Annotated in this window: 15 protein-coding genes; 12 read left to right on the top strand and 3 right to left on the bottom strand. The window is 67.9% G+C overall.

Annotation, left to right across the window (positions count from 1 at the left end; all coding sequences use genetic code 11):
• Positions 1-73 precede the first annotated feature (73 nt).
• Together sctV and sctU are read right to left on the bottom strand one after the other, a co-directional pair.
• Positions 74-2,167, bottom strand: a complete 2,094-nt coding sequence (gene sctV / locus G3N64_RS23400; protein ID WP_205786029.1) for a type III secretion system export apparatus subunit SctV — start codon at positions 2,165-2,167, stop codon at positions 74-76.
• An 8-nt stretch (positions 2,168-2,175) separates the two neighbouring features.
• Positions 2,176-3,237, bottom strand: coding sequence for a type III secretion system export apparatus subunit SctU (sctU, locus tag G3N64_RS23395; RefSeq protein ID WP_205786028.1), 1,062 nt, complete (start codon positions 3,235-3,237; stop codon positions 2,176-2,178).
• Positions 3,238-3,549: 312 nt separating this feature from the next.
• Between sctU and G3N64_RS23390 the strand changes: the two genes are divergently transcribed.
• From G3N64_RS23390 to sctC, 10 genes are all read left to right on the top strand, one after another.
• Entirely contained in the window at positions 3,550-4,122 is a 573-nt protein-coding gene (locus G3N64_RS23390) for an HrpB1 family type III secretion system apparatus protein (protein ID WP_205786027.1), read from the top strand.
• A gap of 17 nt (positions 4,123-4,139) precedes the next feature.
• Entirely contained in the window at positions 4,140-4,541 is a 402-nt protein-coding gene (locus tag G3N64_RS23385) for a type III secretion protein HrpB2 (protein ID WP_205786026.1), read from the top strand.
• 71 nt (positions 4,542-4,612) lie between these two features.
• On the top strand, positions 4,613-5,407 hold the full coding sequence (sctJ, locus tag G3N64_RS23380) for a type III secretion inner membrane ring lipoprotein SctJ (RefSeq protein ID WP_241021166.1): 795 nt from the start codon (positions 4,613-4,615) through the stop codon (positions 5,405-5,407).
• Between the two features lie 3 nt (positions 5,408-5,410).
• Positions 5,411-6,181, top strand: a complete 771-nt coding sequence (locus tag G3N64_RS23375) for a type III secretion protein HrpB4 (protein ID WP_205786024.1) — start codon at positions 5,411-5,413, stop codon at positions 6,179-6,181.
• Positions 6,166-7,014: a type III secretion system stator protein SctL gene (gene sctL / locus G3N64_RS23370; protein ID WP_205786023.1), complete on the top strand. Its 849-nt coding sequence runs from the start codon at positions 6,166-6,168 to the stop codon at positions 7,012-7,014. The genes G3N64_RS23375 and sctL overlap by 16 nt, the downstream gene beginning before the upstream one ends.
• A complete protein-coding gene (gene sctN, locus G3N64_RS23365) occupies positions 7,011-8,357 on the top strand; it encodes a type III secretion system ATPase SctN (protein ID WP_205786022.1) in 1,347 nt (448 codons plus the stop codon). Before sctL ends, sctN begins: the two co-directional genes overlap by 4 nt.
• Positions 8,357-8,872, top strand: a complete 516-nt coding sequence (locus G3N64_RS23360) for a type III secretion protein SctO (RefSeq protein WP_205786021.1) — start codon at positions 8,357-8,359, stop codon at positions 8,870-8,872. Before sctN ends, G3N64_RS23360 begins: the two co-directional genes overlap by 1 nt.
• Positions 8,873-8,878: 6 nt before the next feature.
• The gene (gene sctT, locus G3N64_RS23355) at positions 8,879-9,706 is read left to right on the top strand and encodes a type III secretion system export apparatus subunit SctT (protein ID WP_205786020.1); all 828 of its coding nucleotides are present in this window, start codon (positions 8,879-8,881) and stop codon (positions 9,704-9,706) included.
• Positions 9,707-9,840: 134 nt separating this feature from the next.
• Positions 9,841-11,304 (top strand): helix-turn-helix transcriptional regulator, encoded by a 1,464-nt coding sequence (locus G3N64_RS23350; RefSeq protein WP_205786019.1) that lies wholly within the window; start codon positions 9,841-9,843, stop codon positions 11,302-11,304.
• A 39-nt stretch (positions 11,305-11,343) separates the two neighbouring features.
• The gene (sctC, locus tag G3N64_RS23345) at positions 11,344-13,128 is read left to right on the top strand and encodes a type III secretion system outer membrane ring subunit SctC (protein ID WP_205786018.1); all 1,785 of its coding nucleotides are present in this window, start codon (positions 11,344-11,346) and stop codon (positions 13,126-13,128) included.
• A 68-nt stretch (positions 13,129-13,196) separates the two neighbouring features.
• Here sctC and G3N64_RS23340 read toward each other — a convergent pair whose 3' ends face one another.
• On the bottom strand, positions 13,197-14,117 hold the full coding sequence (locus G3N64_RS23340; protein ID WP_205786017.1) for a hypothetical protein: 921 nt from the start codon (positions 14,115-14,117) through the stop codon (positions 13,197-13,199).
• A 388-nt stretch (positions 14,118-14,505) separates the two neighbouring features.
• On the opposite strand from G3N64_RS23340, the gene G3N64_RS23335 reads away from it, so the two are divergent.
• A complete protein-coding gene (locus G3N64_RS23335; RefSeq protein WP_241021165.1) occupies positions 14,506-15,363 on the top strand; it encodes a phage tail tip lysozyme in 858 nt (285 codons plus the stop codon).
• A 531-nt stretch (positions 15,364-15,894) separates the two neighbouring features.
• Positions 15,895-16,914, top strand: coding sequence for a DNA-binding protein (locus tag G3N64_RS23330; protein ID WP_205786016.1), 1,020 nt, complete (start codon positions 15,895-15,897; stop codon positions 16,912-16,914).
• Positions 16,915-16,935: the final 21 nt, after the last annotated feature.

Below are 16,935 nucleotides of genomic sequence, written 5' to 3'. Positions count from 1 at the left end.
ACCGCGGGCCCGCGTCGTCCGGGGGCGGCAGCGCTCGCGCGTCGCGGCTGTCGATGCGGGGCACGGCGCGGCGTCAGACGGTGATGCGGCCGATCGGGCGCAGATCGACGTGCTCGCCCAGTTCCTGGTACGAGTACACGGGCAGCCAGCCCAGCTTCGCCTCGATCATCCGGCGCACGTAGCGGCGGATGTCCATCGACGTGACGAGCGCGACGCCGTCGGTCGGCTGCGGCCCGACGACCGCCTGGATCTTGTCGATCAGCAGGCCGATCTCGTCCGGCGCGAGCGCGAGGAAATTGCCCGTCGGCGTCTGCTTGATCGCCTGCCGGATGTGCTGCTCGATCGGCAGGTCGAGCAGCACGGCCGGCAGCGTGCGCTGGCCGCGTGTCGCGCGATGCGCGAGGAAGCGCGACAGGTCGCCCCGCACGTACTCGGTGAGCATCAGCATGTCCTTTTCCTTCGGCCCCCACGCGATCAGGCTTTCCATGATGGTCCGCACGTTGCGGATCGAAATCTGTTCCTCGAGCAGGCGCCGCAGCACGTCGGCGATCCGCTGCGGCGGCAGCACCTTCTGGACTTCCGCGACGAGCCCCGGGTGATCCTCTCCGAGCTGCTCCATGATCCACTGCACTTCCTGGATACCGAGGAACTGTGTCGCATGGTGGCGCATCAGCGCGACCGACGCGTGCGCGATGACCTGCTCGGGGCCCCACGCCGGAATGCGCGCCGGCACCTCGCGCGCGTCGACCCAGTGGGTCGGCCGGCCGCCGGGATCGATCGGCGGGCGCGGTTCGCCTTTCGCGACCAGCGCGTCGCGCTGCTGCACGTCCTCGGGCGACAGCGGCGTGCCCGTCGCGACGCGCTCGGGCTCCGGCAGCATGACCATGCCGGCCGGCAGCTCGACCAGCAGATGCGGCACGTCGTGGATCAGGATCTCCGCGTGCATCGCGGGCAGGCCAGCATGGGTCCACATCGTGATGCCGGGAAACGGCAGCCCCAGTTCTTCCTGCAGCCGCGCGCGCTCCGCGCCGAACGACTTGTCGAGCACGGGCAGCACCAGCCGCTGCATCAGGTCGGGGGCGACGCGCACGCCGATCGGGCAGGCGAACTGCGGTGCACGCGTCATGATCGAGGGCGTATCGGCCTTCGCGCCCGAACGCTGCATCGCCTGCAATCCGTCCTGGGCCGGCCCGTGCTGCGGCTGCCTGTCGTTCAGCTTGTACGCGATGAACGCGAGGATCGCGGACAGCAGCAGGAACAGCACGACGGGGAACCCGGGCACCAGCGCGAAGCCGAGCAGCAGCAACGCGGCGAAATACAGCGCGCGCGAACTCGAGCCGAGCTGGCGGCCGATTTCCTCGCCGAGGGAGCGCGGCTTGTGGCTGCGCTCGTCCGCGACCCGCGTGATCATCACACCGGCCGCGACCGACAGCAGCAGCGACGGGATCTGCGACACCATCGCATCGCCGACCGACAGCACCGAGAAGCGGTTCGCCGCCTCGCCCGCGCTCATTCCGTGATAGGCGACACCGACCGCGATGCCCGCGACGATGTTGATGGTCGTGATCATGAGGCCGGCGATCGCATCGCCTTTCACGAACTTCATCGCGCCGTCCATCCCGCCGTGCAGCTGGCTCTCGATGGCGAGCGTCGCGCGGCGGTGGCGCGCTTCCTCGGGGCTCAGCAGGTTCGCGCGCAGGTCGGCGTCGATGCTCATCTGCTTGCCCGGCATCGCATCGAGCGTGAAGCGCGCGCCGACCTCGGCCACGCGTTCCGAGCCTTTCGCGATCACGATGAACTGCACGGTCGTGATGATGATGAACACGACCAGCCCGACGACGAGGTTGCCGCCCACCACCAGCTTGCCGAAGCTGTCGATGATGTTGCCGGCCTCGGCATGCAGCAGGATCGACTTGGTCGACGCGATGTTCAGCGACAGCCGGTAGAGCGTCGTGAACAGCAGCAGCGACGGAAACGCGGACAGCGACACGATGTCCGGCACGTACATCGTGACCATCAGCAACGTGACGCTGATCGTGATGTTGATCGCGAGCAGGATGTCGATCAGCTCGGGCGGCAGCGGCAGGATCATCAGCGAGATGATCGCGGTCACCAGCAGCGCGATGCCGATTTCGCCGCCTGCCGGAATCTTGAGGGCCTTGAACATCGGAACGCTCAGTGAAGGGGTGGGGTAGAGGGCGAGCCGATCGCGTCGACCCAGCGCAGGATCGCGGCGACCGTCTCGAACAGCTCTTCCGGGATCGGCTGGTTCAGCGTGACCCTGTAGAGCGCCCGCGCGACGGGCGGGTTGCCGATGATCGGCACGCCGGCGTCGCGCGCCGCGCGCCGCAGCGACGCCGCGTCCGCATCCATGCCCTTCGCGATCACGACCGGCAGCGGGTGTTCGTCGGGCGCGTAACGCACCGCGACCGCGAAGTGGGTCGGATTGACGACCAGCACGTTGGCCAGGCCGACGCGCGGCTTCGGCGGCGTGCTCGCCAGCTCGCGCGCGAGGCGGCGGCGCTCGCCCTTGAGTTCGGGGCTGCCTTCCTGCTCCTTGTGCTCGCGCTTCACCTCGTCCTTGCTCATCTTCATCTTCTTGATGAACAGGAAGCGCTGCAGCTTGATGTCGACGGCGCCGACCAGCAGGAAAATGCCGACGGAAATCGCGCCGAGCTTCATCAGCATGTCCCGGAACATCAGCGACAGCCCGCCGAGCGGCTGGTAGATCGAACCGACCACGAGCGGGAACAGCCACTTGATCGACTGCCACATCACCCAGCCGAGGACGATCGCCTTGACGACCATCTTCGCGCAGTCGATCAGGCTCTTCGCGGAGAAGATCCGCTTGATGCCGCTCGCCGGATTCACCGTCTGCATGTTCGGCGTGACCGGCTTGGTCGCGATGCGGAAGCCGGTCTGCGCAATGGAGCCGGCCGTCGACGCCAGCGCGGCGGCGAACACGCACGGCACGATCAGCTTCAGCGCGGTAGCGCCGAGCCGGAACAGGTCGGCGTGCATGCGCTCCAGCGTGCGGTCCTGCGCGACGAACGACAGCGGGATCGACACGAGTTCGTGCAGCCCGTCGCGAAAGAGCGGCGCCGTCGCGACCAGCGCGATCAGCGCACCGGCCATCGACAGCGCGTCGGAGAAATCGGTGCTGCGCGCGACCTCGCCGTCCTTGCGCGCGTCCTCGAGTTTCTTGTCGGTGGGCTGTTCAGTCTTTTCGTCGCTCATGGATAAGCCCGCGGCACATCTCGGCCGGATCGGATCGATAAGGGGCACGCATTCGCGCCGCTGCGACGACCTTAGCGCCCGCCGCACGCGGCGAGCGGGCGCAATGCGAAGCGGCGCGGCGCCTGCCGAAGCGAGCGGCCGGCCGACGCGGCCCGCCCGGCACGCTTCGCCTCGCGCGCGCTGGCTTCGCATGCGCGGTGGCCGGCCGGGACGGAATTGCTATGTTGGCAGGCGTCGGCATGCATCCGACGGCGCGCCGCCGGCCGCACGACCGGCCGGCCCGTTTCCCTCTCATCGCAGGAGTGCGTTGCCATGACCGTAGACACGCCGGAGTACCTGAACTGCAGCCCGGAATTCATTGGCGGGCTGATCGAGACCGTCTCCGTGGCGCTGCTGGACAATTTTCCGAATACGCACGTCGACCTGTTCGACATCGAACAGGTGATCGACGCGCTGCGGCTGCTGCGCCCGCGCGTCGTCGAGATCGATGCGCTCGACGGCCTCCTTCGCATGGCGAAGGGACAGTGGCAGGAAGCGAACCAGGTCCTGCTGCGGGTCATCGAGATGCGCCCGCAGTTCGGCTATGCGAAGGCGCTGCTCGCGTTCTCGCTGTCGTCGATGGGCGATCCGTCGTGGCGGCAGATCGCGACCGAAGCGCTCGCGGACGATCCGGACAACAAGGACACGCGCGCGCTGGTGCGGGCGCTCGAAGTGAAGGACGAGGTCGATCGCGCGATCCGCGAGCATCGTCCGGGCCAGCCGTTCGTCGCCCCGGCGTCGCTCGAGGAAGCCGGCGCAAGCGCCGACGAACCGGAGCACGCCGCGCAGCACGACCCCACGCCGGCGGCCGAGATGTTCCACGGCGGCGCATTCCTGCGCGCGTAATTCAGAGGAGGTTCGACATGTCCATCGATCCCGTCAGCCAGCTCGCACCGGCCGCCCTGGATGCAACGACGGCAACGGCGGCAACGCCCGCGGCCGCCGCTCCCGCGACGACCGAGCTGGGCGACAAGTTCACGGCGCTGATGGCGCGCGCGCCGATGGCGCCACCCGAGCAAGCGGGCAGCCATCTGTCGTCGTCGGTGTCGAAAGCGATCGAAGCGCAGGACGTGCAGTTCCGGCACACGATCGAGGACGTCGGCAAGCTGACGGCCGACCTGCCGGGCATGTCGATGACGGAGATGACCCAGCGCACCATCCAGATGATGTACGAGATGACCAGCATGCAGATGAACATGCAGGTCAAGATGAGCCTCGCGGAATCGTCGAAGTCGTCGGTGCAGACGCTGATGAAGAACCAATGAGCACCGCGGTCCGCCAGCGTGCGGAGCGGAACGTCGCGAACGGCAGTGCCCGAAGGGCGGGGGGCAATTCCTTGAAGTCGAATCGTCGCGCGGCGCGCATTGCGGTCGTCGCGCTGTGCATCGCGCTGCTCGGCGGATGCAAGAAGGAACTGTACGGCAGTCTCACCGAGCAGGACGCGAACGAGATGCTGGTCGCGCTGCTGGAGCAGGGCGTGTCCGCGAGCAAGGACAGCCCCGACGGCGGCAAGAACTGGACGCTCAATGTCGACGACGCGCAGGTCGTGCGCGCGATGGAGGTTCTGCGCTCGCGCGGGCTGCCGCACAGCAAGTTCAACGACCTCGGCGAGCTGTTCAAGAAGGACGGCCTCGTGTCGACACCGACCGAGGAGCGCGTGCGCTTCGTGTACGGCATCTCGCAGGAGCTGTCGTCGACGCTGTCGAAGATCGACGGCGTGCTCGTCGCGCGCGTGCAGATCGTGCTGCCGAACAACGACCCGCTCGCGCAGGAGATCAAGCCGTCGTCCGCCGCCGTGTTCATCAAGTACCGGCCGGACGCGGACATCAACACGCTGATCCCGCAGATCAAGACGCTCGTGATGCACAGCGTCGAAGGGCTGACCTACGACCACGTGAGCGTCACGACGGTCGCCGCCGATCCGGTCGAGTTGTCGAAATACACGCCGCCCGCGTCGAACCCGTGGTGGATGGTCATGCTCGGTGCCGCCGTCGCGGCGCTCCTTGCGGGCGCCGGCTTCGCCGCGTACCGGTTCGGCGCAAGGTTCGGCGCGAACAGCGGCGCGCCGTCGCTGCAGGGGTGGCTCGACGCTTTCGCCGGGCGTTTCCGGCCGGCCCGCAAGGAGCCGTAGACGATGGCGGGATTCGCAGCGCCTGCCGGGCTCGACGCCGGCGTGCCGGCCGTGCGCGTCGCGACCGCGCTCGACCGCCATCGCGACAACGTCGATTCCGTCGCCGACTGGGTGCATCCGTCCTGGATCGCCGCATCGCTCGGCGTGCCCGAAGCCCGGCTGCAGGACTGGCGGGCGCTGCTCGCGGGCGCGCCGGCCGGCGCCGCCGTACGGTGCTCGCGCGCGCTGGTGCGCGCGCTCGGCGTGACGTCCCCGGGATTCGTCGAACTGTCGCAGGGCGGATTCGCCCGCATCGGCACGGCCGTCGCGCCGCAGCCTAACGCGTGCCTGCTGGACGTCGCGCCCGCGCCGCTGACACTGCGGATCTGGCGGATGCGTGCGCTGCTGCTGCGCCGCGGCGAGGTGCGGCGGCTGATCGACCGGCACGCGCAACGGCGGCTCGCCGACTGGACGGGGCTCGACGTGGACGTGCTGATGAGCGGCCCGAACACCGACAGCGCGAACGACGCGGCCCGTCTTGCCGCCGTCGCGATGCCGCCGCTCGCGTCGCTGGATGCGCAGACGCTTGCGGTCGAAGGGATGCTGCTGATGCTGCGCGACCTGAAGGGCGCGGCCGGGCTGCCGTTTCCGCTGTCGCGGCTCGCGTTGCCGCGCATGACCGACGTGCCCGCTTGGCTCAACGCGTTGCCGACGCAGCACGACGAAGCGGGCACGGCTCGATTGTTTCGTCGTCTGCCTGAATTGCTTCGGGAGTGGGCATGGTTATTTGGCTGAACAGCAGCCGGCTGACGGCCGGCACCGACGACGGGGGCGAGGGCGCCCCCGCGGTACGGTTCGGCGTGCACGGCGACGTGATCCGGCGCGAGACGTTCGGCCATCTGCTGTCGATCGCGGACGCCTATGCGCAGCTCGACGCGGATCGCGCGCGGGTGCTCGAGGACGCGCACGCCGAAGCCGCCGCGATCGTCGCGGCGGGCGAGGAACAGGCCGAGCTGCTGCTCGATGCGGCGCGCGACACCTACGAAACAGCTGAACAGCGCGGCTACCGCGAGGGCTCGAACCGCGCGCTGTCGGAATGGATGGAGCGGCTCGCCGACGCGACCGATGCGCAGAGCCGCCTGCAGGTCCGCATGCGCGAACGGCTGGCGGACATCGTCGCGTCGGCGGTCGAGAGCATCGTGCACAGCATGGATCGCGAAGCGCTGTTCGAGCGCGCGCTGTCGACCGTCGACCGGATCATCGACAATTCCACCTACCTGCGCGTCGCGGTGAATCCGCAGGATTACGAAGCGGCACGTGCCGCGTTCGACCAGCTCGCGGCGAAATGGCGCGACCTCGGCCGGCCGATTCCGGTGTCGATCGTGGCCGACCGGCAGCTCGAGCCCGGCGCGTGCGTCTGCGAGACCGATTTCGGCTCGGTCGACGCGAGCCTGAACACGCAGCTGCGGGCGATGCGCAGCGCCGTCGCGCGTGCGCTGAAGCGCTCGATCTACCTCGACGCGGCCGACGCGAACGGCGCCGCGGAGGACGCCAACGACCCGGCGGCCATCGCGGACGACGACGATGCGGAAAACGGCGATGCCGCGACGGCCGAGGTGTCGCGATGAAGGACGGCTGGTTCGACCGGACGCTCGGCTTCGAGCGCCTGACCGACGAAATCGAGCGCGAGATCCTCGCGCGGCCGGGCGTGCTGCGCACCGGCAAGGTGATCGAGGTGATCGGCACGCTCGTCAAGGTCGGCGGCCTCGACGTGTCGCTGGGCGAGCTGTGCGAGCTGCGCACGCCGGCCGGTGCGCTGCTGCAGCACGCGGAAGTGATCGGCTTCACGCGCGACTGCGCGCTGCTGTCGCCGTTCTCGCGGCTGACGGACATCTCGCGCTCGACCCAGGTGGTCGGGCTGGGCCGCTCGCTCGCCGTCAAGGTGGGCGACATGCTGCTCGGGCGCGTGATCGACAGCCTCGGCAATCCCGTCGACGGCGGCCCCGAGATCGAATCCGACACGCTGCAGCCGGTGTTCGCGTCGCCGCCCGAGCCAATGAGCCGGCGCATGATCGACACGCCGATGGCAACCGGCGTGCGCGTCGTGGACGGGATGATGACGCTCGCGGAAGGGCAGCGGATGGGCATCTTCGCGCCGGCGGGCGTCGGCAAGAGCACGCTGCTCGGGATGTTCGCGCGCGGCACCGATTGCGACATCAACGTGATCGCGCTGATCGGCGAACGCGGCCGCGAGGTGCGCGAATTCGTCGAGCTGATCCTCGGGCCGGCCGGCATGGCGCGATCGGTCGTCGTCTGCGCGACGTCCGACCGTTCGTCGATGGAGCGCGCGAAGGCGGCCTACGTGGCGACGGCGATCGCCGAATACTTCCGCGATCGCGGGCTGCGCGTGCTGCTGATGATGGATTCGCTCACGCGCTTCGCGCGCGCCGGGCGGGAAATCGGGCTGGCTGCCGGCGAGCCGCCGGCCCGGCGCGGCTTCCCGCCGTCCATCTTCGCGGAGCTGCCGCGCCTGCTGGAGCGGGCCGGGATGGGCGCGACCGGCTCGATCACGGCGCTCTACACGGTGCTCGCCGAAGACGAGAGCGGCAGCGATCCGATCGCGGAGGAAGTGCGCGGGATTCTCGACGGGCACATGATCCTGTCGCGCGACATCGCCGCGCGCAACCAGTATCCCGCCATCGACGTGCTGGGCAGCCTGTCGCGCGTGATGTCGCAGGTGATGCCCGCGCCGTTCGTCGACGCGGCCGCGCGGGTGCGCGCATTGATGGCGAAGTACCGCGAGATCGAGATGCTGCTGCAGATCGGCGAATACAAGCCGGGCGCAAATGCGCTTGCCGACGAGGCGATTGCACGGCACGACGCGATCAAGGCGTTCCTGTCGCAGCGCACCGACGAAATCGTCGCGCTGGCCGACACCGAGGCGCGGCTGCATGCGCTGACGGCAGCCTGATGGCGGACGCGAGCGGCCACCGCATCGCCGCGCTCACGCACGCGAATGCGCGGCGCACGCGCGAGATCGACACCTGGCGCGAGGCACTCGCCGCGCGGCACGACGAACGCGCGGGATTGCTCGCGCGCCGCGCGGCGAAGGTCGAGCAGATCGATGGCGAGACGCGGGTGATCGACGGCTATCAGGCGCGCGTCGCGCAGATGACGGGTGGCAGCGAAGGCTTTTCGATCGACGCGTTCAACCAGTGCGTGCGGTACATCGGCGTCGTCACCGACCGCAGGCGCGCGATGGTCGCGGAACTGGCCCAGCTCGACGGCTTGATCGACGCCGTGGAAAGCGAGATCGCGCGGATTCAGCGCGACATCGCACGCAACACGCAGCGGATCGACCAGTGCAGCGAACGGATCGCAGCGATCCGGCGGGCGATCGATCTCGCTCGCGAGGACGCGCAGGACGAAGAAAACGAGGAAATCGCCACGTCCCGGTTCGTCCGGGCGCGTGCCGCCCAGGGATGACACCGGATGATCCAGACGCTCGAACCGCTCGTCGGCCTCCATGGCCTCTTCATCGGCTACCTGACGGTCACCGGCGTTTGTTCGCTGAGGCTGTTCGTGCTGATGTTCGTGTTCCCGCCGACCGCGGACGGCGTGATCCAGGGCACGGTGCGCAACGCGATCGCGATCGTGTTCAGCGCGTACGTCGCGATGGGCCAGCCGATCGCGTTCATCGAAGCGCTGCACGGCCTGTTTCTCGCCGAAGTGATGCTGCGCGAGGCAGCCATCGGGCTGGTGCTCGGCTATGCGGCGTCGACCGTGTTCTGGGTCGCGGAAAGCGTGGGCGTCTATATCGACGACCTGACCGGGCACAACAACATCCAGATTACCAATCCGGCCAGCCAGGAGCAGAGCACGCCGGTCGGCACGTTGCTGCAGCAGGTCGCGATCATGGCGTTCTGGGCGCTCGGCGGGATGACGTTCCTGCTCGGCACGCTCTACGAATCGTATGGCTGGTGGCCGGTCGCGAAAGGCGCGCCGATCGCCGGCGATATCGTGGAATCTTTCGTGCTGCGGCAGACGGACACGCTGATGCAGTCGATCGCGAAGCTCGCCGCGCCGCTGCTGTTCATCCTGGTGCTGGTCGACATCGCGTTCGGCTTCGTGTCGAAATCGGCGTCGAAGCTGGATATTTCGAGCCTGAGCCAGCCGGTGAAGGCCGCGGTCGCGATCGCGATGCTCGCGATCTTTATCGGGTTGTTCGTCGACCAGGTGCACGGACAACTGGCCCTGAATTCCCTCGAAGCCCAATGGAATGGAATTTTCTCAAAACATGGGAAGGCAGATAATCATTAGTTTACTAATTCATTTCAAACTCAATCTTTCTCAAAAAATCGCCAGATATTAGATTAATTGAGTTTCTTCATATTTCATTCCATTACGCTGTTCTCCACGGCGGCCTGACAAGCCGGCACGCACTGGAGTCAGTTATGTTCTCGACACTTTATTTCCCGCTTGCGGCCTATCTGGGAACCCCGGATTTCGCCGCAGGGCGGGATCGTTTCGGCGCCATGCTGTTCAATGGCGACGTCGGCGTCGCGCGCCAGTTGGCGAGCCGCTGGGCGGACGAGGCCGATGCGACGCGCAATCCGCCACACGCGCTGCAACTGCACGCCGACATGCAGTTGCTGACCGGCGGCGACGTCGAAGCGGAGGAGTCCTATCGGGCCGCGCAGCGTCTGAGCAACGCATCGCGCCAGGCAATGCGCGCGGAATCGTGCCGCAACACCGCATGGCAGGCGCTCTTCCGCTACCGGCTCAATACCGCGCTGGCCTGCTTCGGCCGCGCAGCGGACGAAGACGACATCCCGATCGACCGCGTGCTCGAAGTCCGCGTCGGCATCGTCTGCGTGCTCTACGAACTGGGCCGCGTGAGCGAAGCGATCGGCGAACTGGACGAACTGCGCGAACTGGCCCGCGGGGCGCCGGAACCGACCATGCCGGCCTGGCATGAACTGCTCGCGGCGCTGAAGCTCGACATCGCGATGCAGTGCACGCTGCGTTCGTCGGCCGCGCTGCAGGATCACGTCTACTGGCAGTCCGGCTTGATGCACGGCCGATCCGCACGGGCGTCGCTGCACGCGTACCTCGATAGCGCGCAAAGCAGGATCGATCTCGCGAGCGTGCATATTCCCGTGCTGCGCGCACGCGTCGACTACCTGTGCCAGTTGCGCAATGCGACCGGCGCCGACCGGAATGCCGTCGACGGGTTGCTCAAGCATGTGAACTGGGCACGCGACCACAACCTGCGCGACTACCAGCGGACGCTGCGGCTCGAGATCGCACTCGCGATGCTGGCGTGCGATGCCGCGCAGATCGCCGACATGATCCTCGAGCCGCTGTACGGCGCCGCGCAGTCCGGCGTGGGCGGACACCGGCAGATCGAATACCTGTACTGCGTGGCCAAGACGCGCCAGGCGCAGGGGCGGCTGAAGGACGCGCAACAGTTCTACAGCCGCTATGCGCTGACCTCGATGGAGTGCCTGCGCGAAGCGCTGTCGGCACGCGTGCCGTTCCTCGAGCGCAAGATCCGCGAGACCGCGCAGCTCGACGACATTGGCGCGCGCTTGCCGGCCCGCTATCGGCGTGCCTACAGCTTCATGCTCGAGAACCTCGAGCACGCCGACCTGTCCGTGCGCGACATCGCCGCGGAAGTCGGCGTGACCGAGAGAGCGTTGCAAAGCGCGTTCAGGAAATTCCTGAACATGTCACCGACCGAGCTGATCCGCCGGCAGCGGATGGAGCGCATCCGCTCCGAACTCGTGGACGGCTCGGCGTCCGACGGCGGCGTGCTGGCCACCGCGAGCCGCTGGGGCGTGCAGAACCGCTCGACGCTGATCAACGGCTATCGAAAGCAGTTCGACGAAGCGCCATCGCACACGCTCGAACGATAACGAACCGATTTTTCCTTCCGTAACGGGTGTGCGACAGCGATGAGATCGAAGGCGATATTTTGCGCGGCGTGGGCCGTGTGGGTGATCGGCATGGGCGCGACGGCGGCAGCGCACGCGGACACGGTGCGCTGGCGCAGCAGCGTCGCGCACGTCACGGCCGAAGGCAAGGAACTGAAGGATGTGCTGCGCGACCTGCTCGCGAGCCAGGGCGTGACGGCGTCGATCGCCGACAACGTCCAGGGCACCGTGACCGGTCGCTTCGACATGCCGCCGCAGCGGATCCTCGACACGCTCGCCGCGACGTTCGGCTTCGTGTGGTTCTACGACGGCAGCGTCATGTCGATCAGCAATGCGAACGACGTCACGCGGCAGATCGTCCGGCTCGACAATGCGTCGATCGCCGATCTCAACAATACGCTGCGCGGCATGCGGCTCGACGACAAGCGTTATCCGCTGACCTACGACAGCAGCGCGCGCACCGTGATCATCAGCGGGCCGCCACAGTATGTGCAGATGGTGGCCGGCGTCGCGAAGCATCTCGACGAGAACATGCAGCGCTCGAACGGCACGGTGGTGCGCGCATTCAAGCTCAGCAGCGCGTGGGCGGCCGACCACAAGGTGCAGCTCGACGGCAAGAACGTGGTCGTGCCGGGCGTCGCGACGGTCGTGTCGAATCTCTATCACGCGCAGCAGTCCGGCGCGGGCGGCAGCAATGCGGCGCCCGCGATCGGCGGCCTGGAACGGCTGTCGCCGATGACCGACGCGAGCGGCGGCACCACGGGCGGCTCGCCGGTGCCGCCGCTGCCGCCGGGCATGGCGGGCGGTGACGCATCGCGCAGCCTGGTGAGCGGCCTGCTCGGCGGCGGCCAGTCCGGCGGCGCCAGGAACGGCGCGGTGACGGATGGGACGCAGGGCGGGGCGGGTGGTGCGATGGCGGCCGACCCGGGGCCGGGCGACCGGAGCCTGCCGGTGGTGGAAGCCGATCCGACCACCAACTCGGTGTTGATCCGCGACACGCCGCAACGCATCGGGCTCTATGCGCCGCTGATCGAGAAGCTCGATGCGCGCCCCAACCTGATCGAGATCGAGGCGCACATCATCGAGATCGACGACGACCTGCTGAGGCAGATCGGCGTGGACTGGCGCGCGCACAACAGCCACGTCGACCTGCAGACCGGCTCGGGCACGCTGCAGCAGAACGGCTACAACGGCAACATCAACCCGAACTTCGGCGTGACGACGCTGGCCGACGGCACCACGTCCGTCGCGGCCACGCCCGTCGGCGGTGCGATCACGGCGGTGCTCGGCAATGCCGGGCGCTATCTGCTCGCGCGGATCACCGCGCTCGAATCGACATCGGAAGCGCGGATCGACTCGAGCCCGAAGGTCGCGACGCTCGACAACGTCGAGGCCGTGATGGACAACAAGACGCGCTTCTTCGTGCGCGTGCAGGGCTATACGTCCGGCGATCTGTATTCGGTATCGACCGGCACGTCGCTGCGCGTGCTTCCGATGGTCGTGCAGGACAACGGCGCGACGCGGATCAAGCTCGACGTGCACATCGAGGATGGCCAGCTCACGGGCGATCTGGTCGATACGCTGCCGGTGATCACGAGCAGCGAGATCAACACGCAGGCGTTCGTCGGCGAAGGGGAGAGCCTGCTGATCGCGGGCTACAGCACCGACAAGGATTCGAACGGCGTCGCGCGGGTGCCGTGGGTGTCGAAGATTCCGCTGGTCGGCGCACTGTTCAGGAATACGGATCGATCGCACAAGCACATGGAGCGCGTGTTCCTGCTGACGCCGCGGATCATTCATTTCTGACCTGATCCGGCGCGGTGAGGCGAGGCGAGGCATTGAACGATGCGCCGGCCGGCGCTCGCCGCGCGTCGTCAATGCCGCGTCGCGTCCGACATCACGATATTGACCGTCTTGCTCGGATCGCCCGCGAGGCCCATCGCGGCCGCATCGTCGGTCGAATACAGGTACGGGCGGATCGCGTCGCCGTCGCCGGCAGTACGCCCGTCGGACAGCGTCACGGTCATGTTCTCGTCGTTGCCGGCGAAATCCTTGTCGCCGTCGACCTTGCTCACGTCCGGATTGCCCGCGCCGGACGCCTGACCATTGTCGGCCCCGCCGTCTTCGTACAGCACCTCGTCCGGATGCGTATTGCCGTTCGCGTCGGACGGCGAGATCCGCACGCCGATGTCGTGCGAACCGCCGACGAAGGTGCCGGTCTGGCCCGGCGCGAGCGTGAGGGTCGCCTTGTTCTGGCCTTGCACGGAGTACGTGAACGACTCGGGCCGGTTCGTGTTGTTGGTGACGTTGAAGGTCTTGTCGTTGCCCGTACCGGTGTTGACGGTTTGCGTCGACGCCGGGTCGATGCCGGCTATCGCGCCGGCCTGCGCCACGCCGCCGGCGTTGGTCGACCGTTTTGCCGGGCCGCCGGAAAGCGGCCCGACGGTCGGCGGGTTCTGGTCGTTCCGGGAGTTCTGCGTGTTCTGCGTGTTCTGCGTGTTCTGCGTGTTCTGCGTGTTCGGATCGTTCGGCGCATTCAGGCCGTTCGGCGGTGACGTCTGCGGCAAGGCCTCGTAGTTGGCCAGCGGCGCGGCGGACCGGCTCGTGCCGCCCACCGCCGGCGACGATGACGCATCGTCGCCGTTCTGTCCGGACAACAGGCTCTTGAGCGCCGCCATCAGTTCCTGGATGATCTGCGCGACCTGTTGCGAACCGGGGTTGTCCGCCGATCCTGCATCGGGCGCTGAATCGGCCCGGGAAATCGGGGCGTTGCCCTGGAGGGTAAGGGTGATCATGATCGCCGTTCTCCGCGGGGAGTGAGCAGGGTAGGCGCGTGCGTCGATCGACGAGCGTCGCCGTTTGCGCTGGCCGGACCGCGTCAGGCCTGCATCGTTTGCCGCTTGCCGCTTGCCGGCGGCATGCGCCGCAGGCCATTCGACTGTATGCCTCGGAGCAGCGTCCGGGCGGCGCGACACGAAACGCCGGCGCGCGGTGCGAAGCGCGGGAGCGACGCACGGAGCGCCCGTTCGGCCGCGACTTCGCCGCGACGGCGCCAACCGAGCGCGATTCCGCGCGCCGATTCGCAAACCCGTCGCCTGCTTCGCACCGGCCGCGCATGTCGCCCGCGACGCGGCCTATAGTCGGTCGAAGTGGCCCGTCAAGCGATTCCCGGAAGGAGACGTCATGTCCTTGTCAGTGAGTGTGAATTCCACAGGGTCGACGAATTTCGACCCTTCGCAGGATTCCGGTTCGAACCAGGCGCAGATCTCGCAGGTGCTGGCTCAGCTCGAGCAGATCCTGCAGGCGGTGTTCGCCGCGCTCAAGCAAGCATCGGCCGCCGACGGAACGCAGCCGGCCGGCGGGGGCAGCGGAGGCGGGATGCCGCAGATACGGCTCGCGAGTGACGACGGCGGCGGAAGCGGCGGCAACGGCACACCGCTTTCGTTCTCGCTGAACGGGCCGTCGTCGAACAACGCGGCGCCGGCCAACGACGCACCGCCGCCGAATGCCGGCGTACCGCAACCGCAAGGCGGCCCGAGCGACGGGCAGACGCGCGGCCAGAACGCGTCGACGCTGCCCGCGAACACCGGCGGCAGTGCGGCGAACGCGATCGCGGACGACCTGCGCAGCCGCTACGGGCTCAACGACACGCAGATCGCGGGCGTGCTCGGCAACCTGCAGCAGGAGAGCGGGCTGAAGCCGAACGTCAACCAGGGCGGCGCCGAAGGCGCGCCGTCGGGCAACTTCGCGGACGACAACGCGAACGGCTGGGGCCTCGCACAATGGGGCGGCGCACGCAAGCAGGGCGAGATCGCGTATGCGCAGCAGCACAACCTCGATCCGGGCAGCCTCGACGCGAACATCGGCTACATGAACCAGGAACTCGACGGCCCGTACAGCAAGACGATCTCCGACCTGAAGAACACGACGAGCGTGTCGCAGGCTGCCCAGGTCTGGGACACCGACTACGAGCAGGCGACCGATCCGCAAATGGACAACCGGCTCCAGTACGCGCAGAACTTCCTGAACGAAGGCCTCTGAGCCGTATCCGCCGTTCGGCGCGTCGGCGCAGGGCGGCGGCCCGTACACCCACCCGACTCGGCTCGGCCCGTATTGCGGCTGCAGCGGCGGCATACCCGCCGCGATCGTGACCGGCATCGCGCCCATCCCGACAGCGGCGTGCCCCCCTGACTGCGCGTCGGCGTCTCACGACACATCACCCACATCGTCCGATCGATCGGCGGCACTCGGCCGGACGGTGCGACGCGCGCCGGCTCGACAGCGACGAGAGGAATACGCGTCGCGGCGGTATCCCTGCGATTCGACAGGGCCTCGGCTGCCACACCGCCCGACATTTCTCCTTGCCCGACACCTCCTTCACTACGGCAAAAGCGTTCACACACACGATCCCGGGCCTGCCCGGGCCTGGATCGCTTTTGAAAGCCGTGGACGCGACAGGAGGCGACTCCAGATTCAACATTATAGAAATAATGTCAAATAATAGACTTCGATTAATTGGATATTTAACGGTTTACGTTATATTATTTACTAAATCATCGACCCAACCCCGCCATGTCCGATCTCGCCGCCGACGAATCCCGCCTGACCGCCGAAATCGAGCGCCTCAAGGCCGACTTCCCGAAAACTCGCGAGCTGTATCGCGAAGCCTGCGCGCTGCTGTTCTTCCGCTTCGGCATCACGCCCACCGCAAACCGCCTGTACCAGCTCGTCCGCAAAGGCAGCATGAGCACGCCGACGGCCGTCCTCGGCGAGTTCTGGGCCGAGTTGCGGGAAAAGAGCCGTGTCCGCATCGAGCATCCCGACCTGCCGGCCGATCTGCAGGCAGCTGCAGGTGAACTGGTTGCGGCGCTATGGAATCGGTCGAGCGCCGACGCGTCCGCTGCGCTCGAAGCCCTGCGCTCGGAAGTCGAGGCCGAACGGGTAGCAGCGCATGCGGAAGTCGCGGCACTGCAGGCCGAACTGGCCCGCACCGAAACCGCACTGGAGCAACGCACGGCCGCGTTGCTGGCCGCGCAGGTGCGCATTCAGGAACTGGAGCAGGCGAGGGCGGCGGACGACGCATCGCGGCAAGCGTTGCAAGCGGAGATCGAGCGCCTGACGGCCGACAACGCGGAAGGCGACCGCGCGCTCGCGCAGGCACGCGCCGATTTCACCACCCAGCTCGACCGGCTGCGCGACGACGCCGGCCGGGCCGAGGAACGCTTGCGCGCATCGGAGAAACGGGCGCTTCAGGAGATCGATCGCGAGCGGCTCGCAGCCGCGCGGCTGCAAAAGGAACTCGATGCGGCGGCCTCGCGCACGGAGCAGCGCGAGGCGCAGCAGCGGAAAGATGTGGCCGCGCTGCAGGCGCAACTCGGCGACGCGCTGCATCGATGCGGCGTGCTTCAGGGGCAGCTCGACGGTGCGCAGGCCACCGATGCGGCGCGCGGCAAGGAACTCGATGCGCTGCGGCGCGAGATGACGGTGCTCGCGCGCCGGGCACCGCTGCGTGGCGCCAAGGCAGCACCGGCCGCTCAACGGGACGAGCGGCGGGCGCGCACACGAAAGCGCGCAGATGAAGCGCCACGCTGACGGCGAAACCGCACGCGTGCG

This window comes from Burkholderia sp. Ac-20344 (genome assembly GCF_017104975.1).
In the GTDB taxonomy this organism is placed as follows: Bacteria; Pseudomonadota; Gammaproteobacteria; order Burkholderiales; family Burkholderiaceae; genus Burkholderia.
The sequence above is the reverse complement of the archived record's forward strand: the minus strand, read 5'-3'. Positions and strand labels throughout refer to the sequence as shown.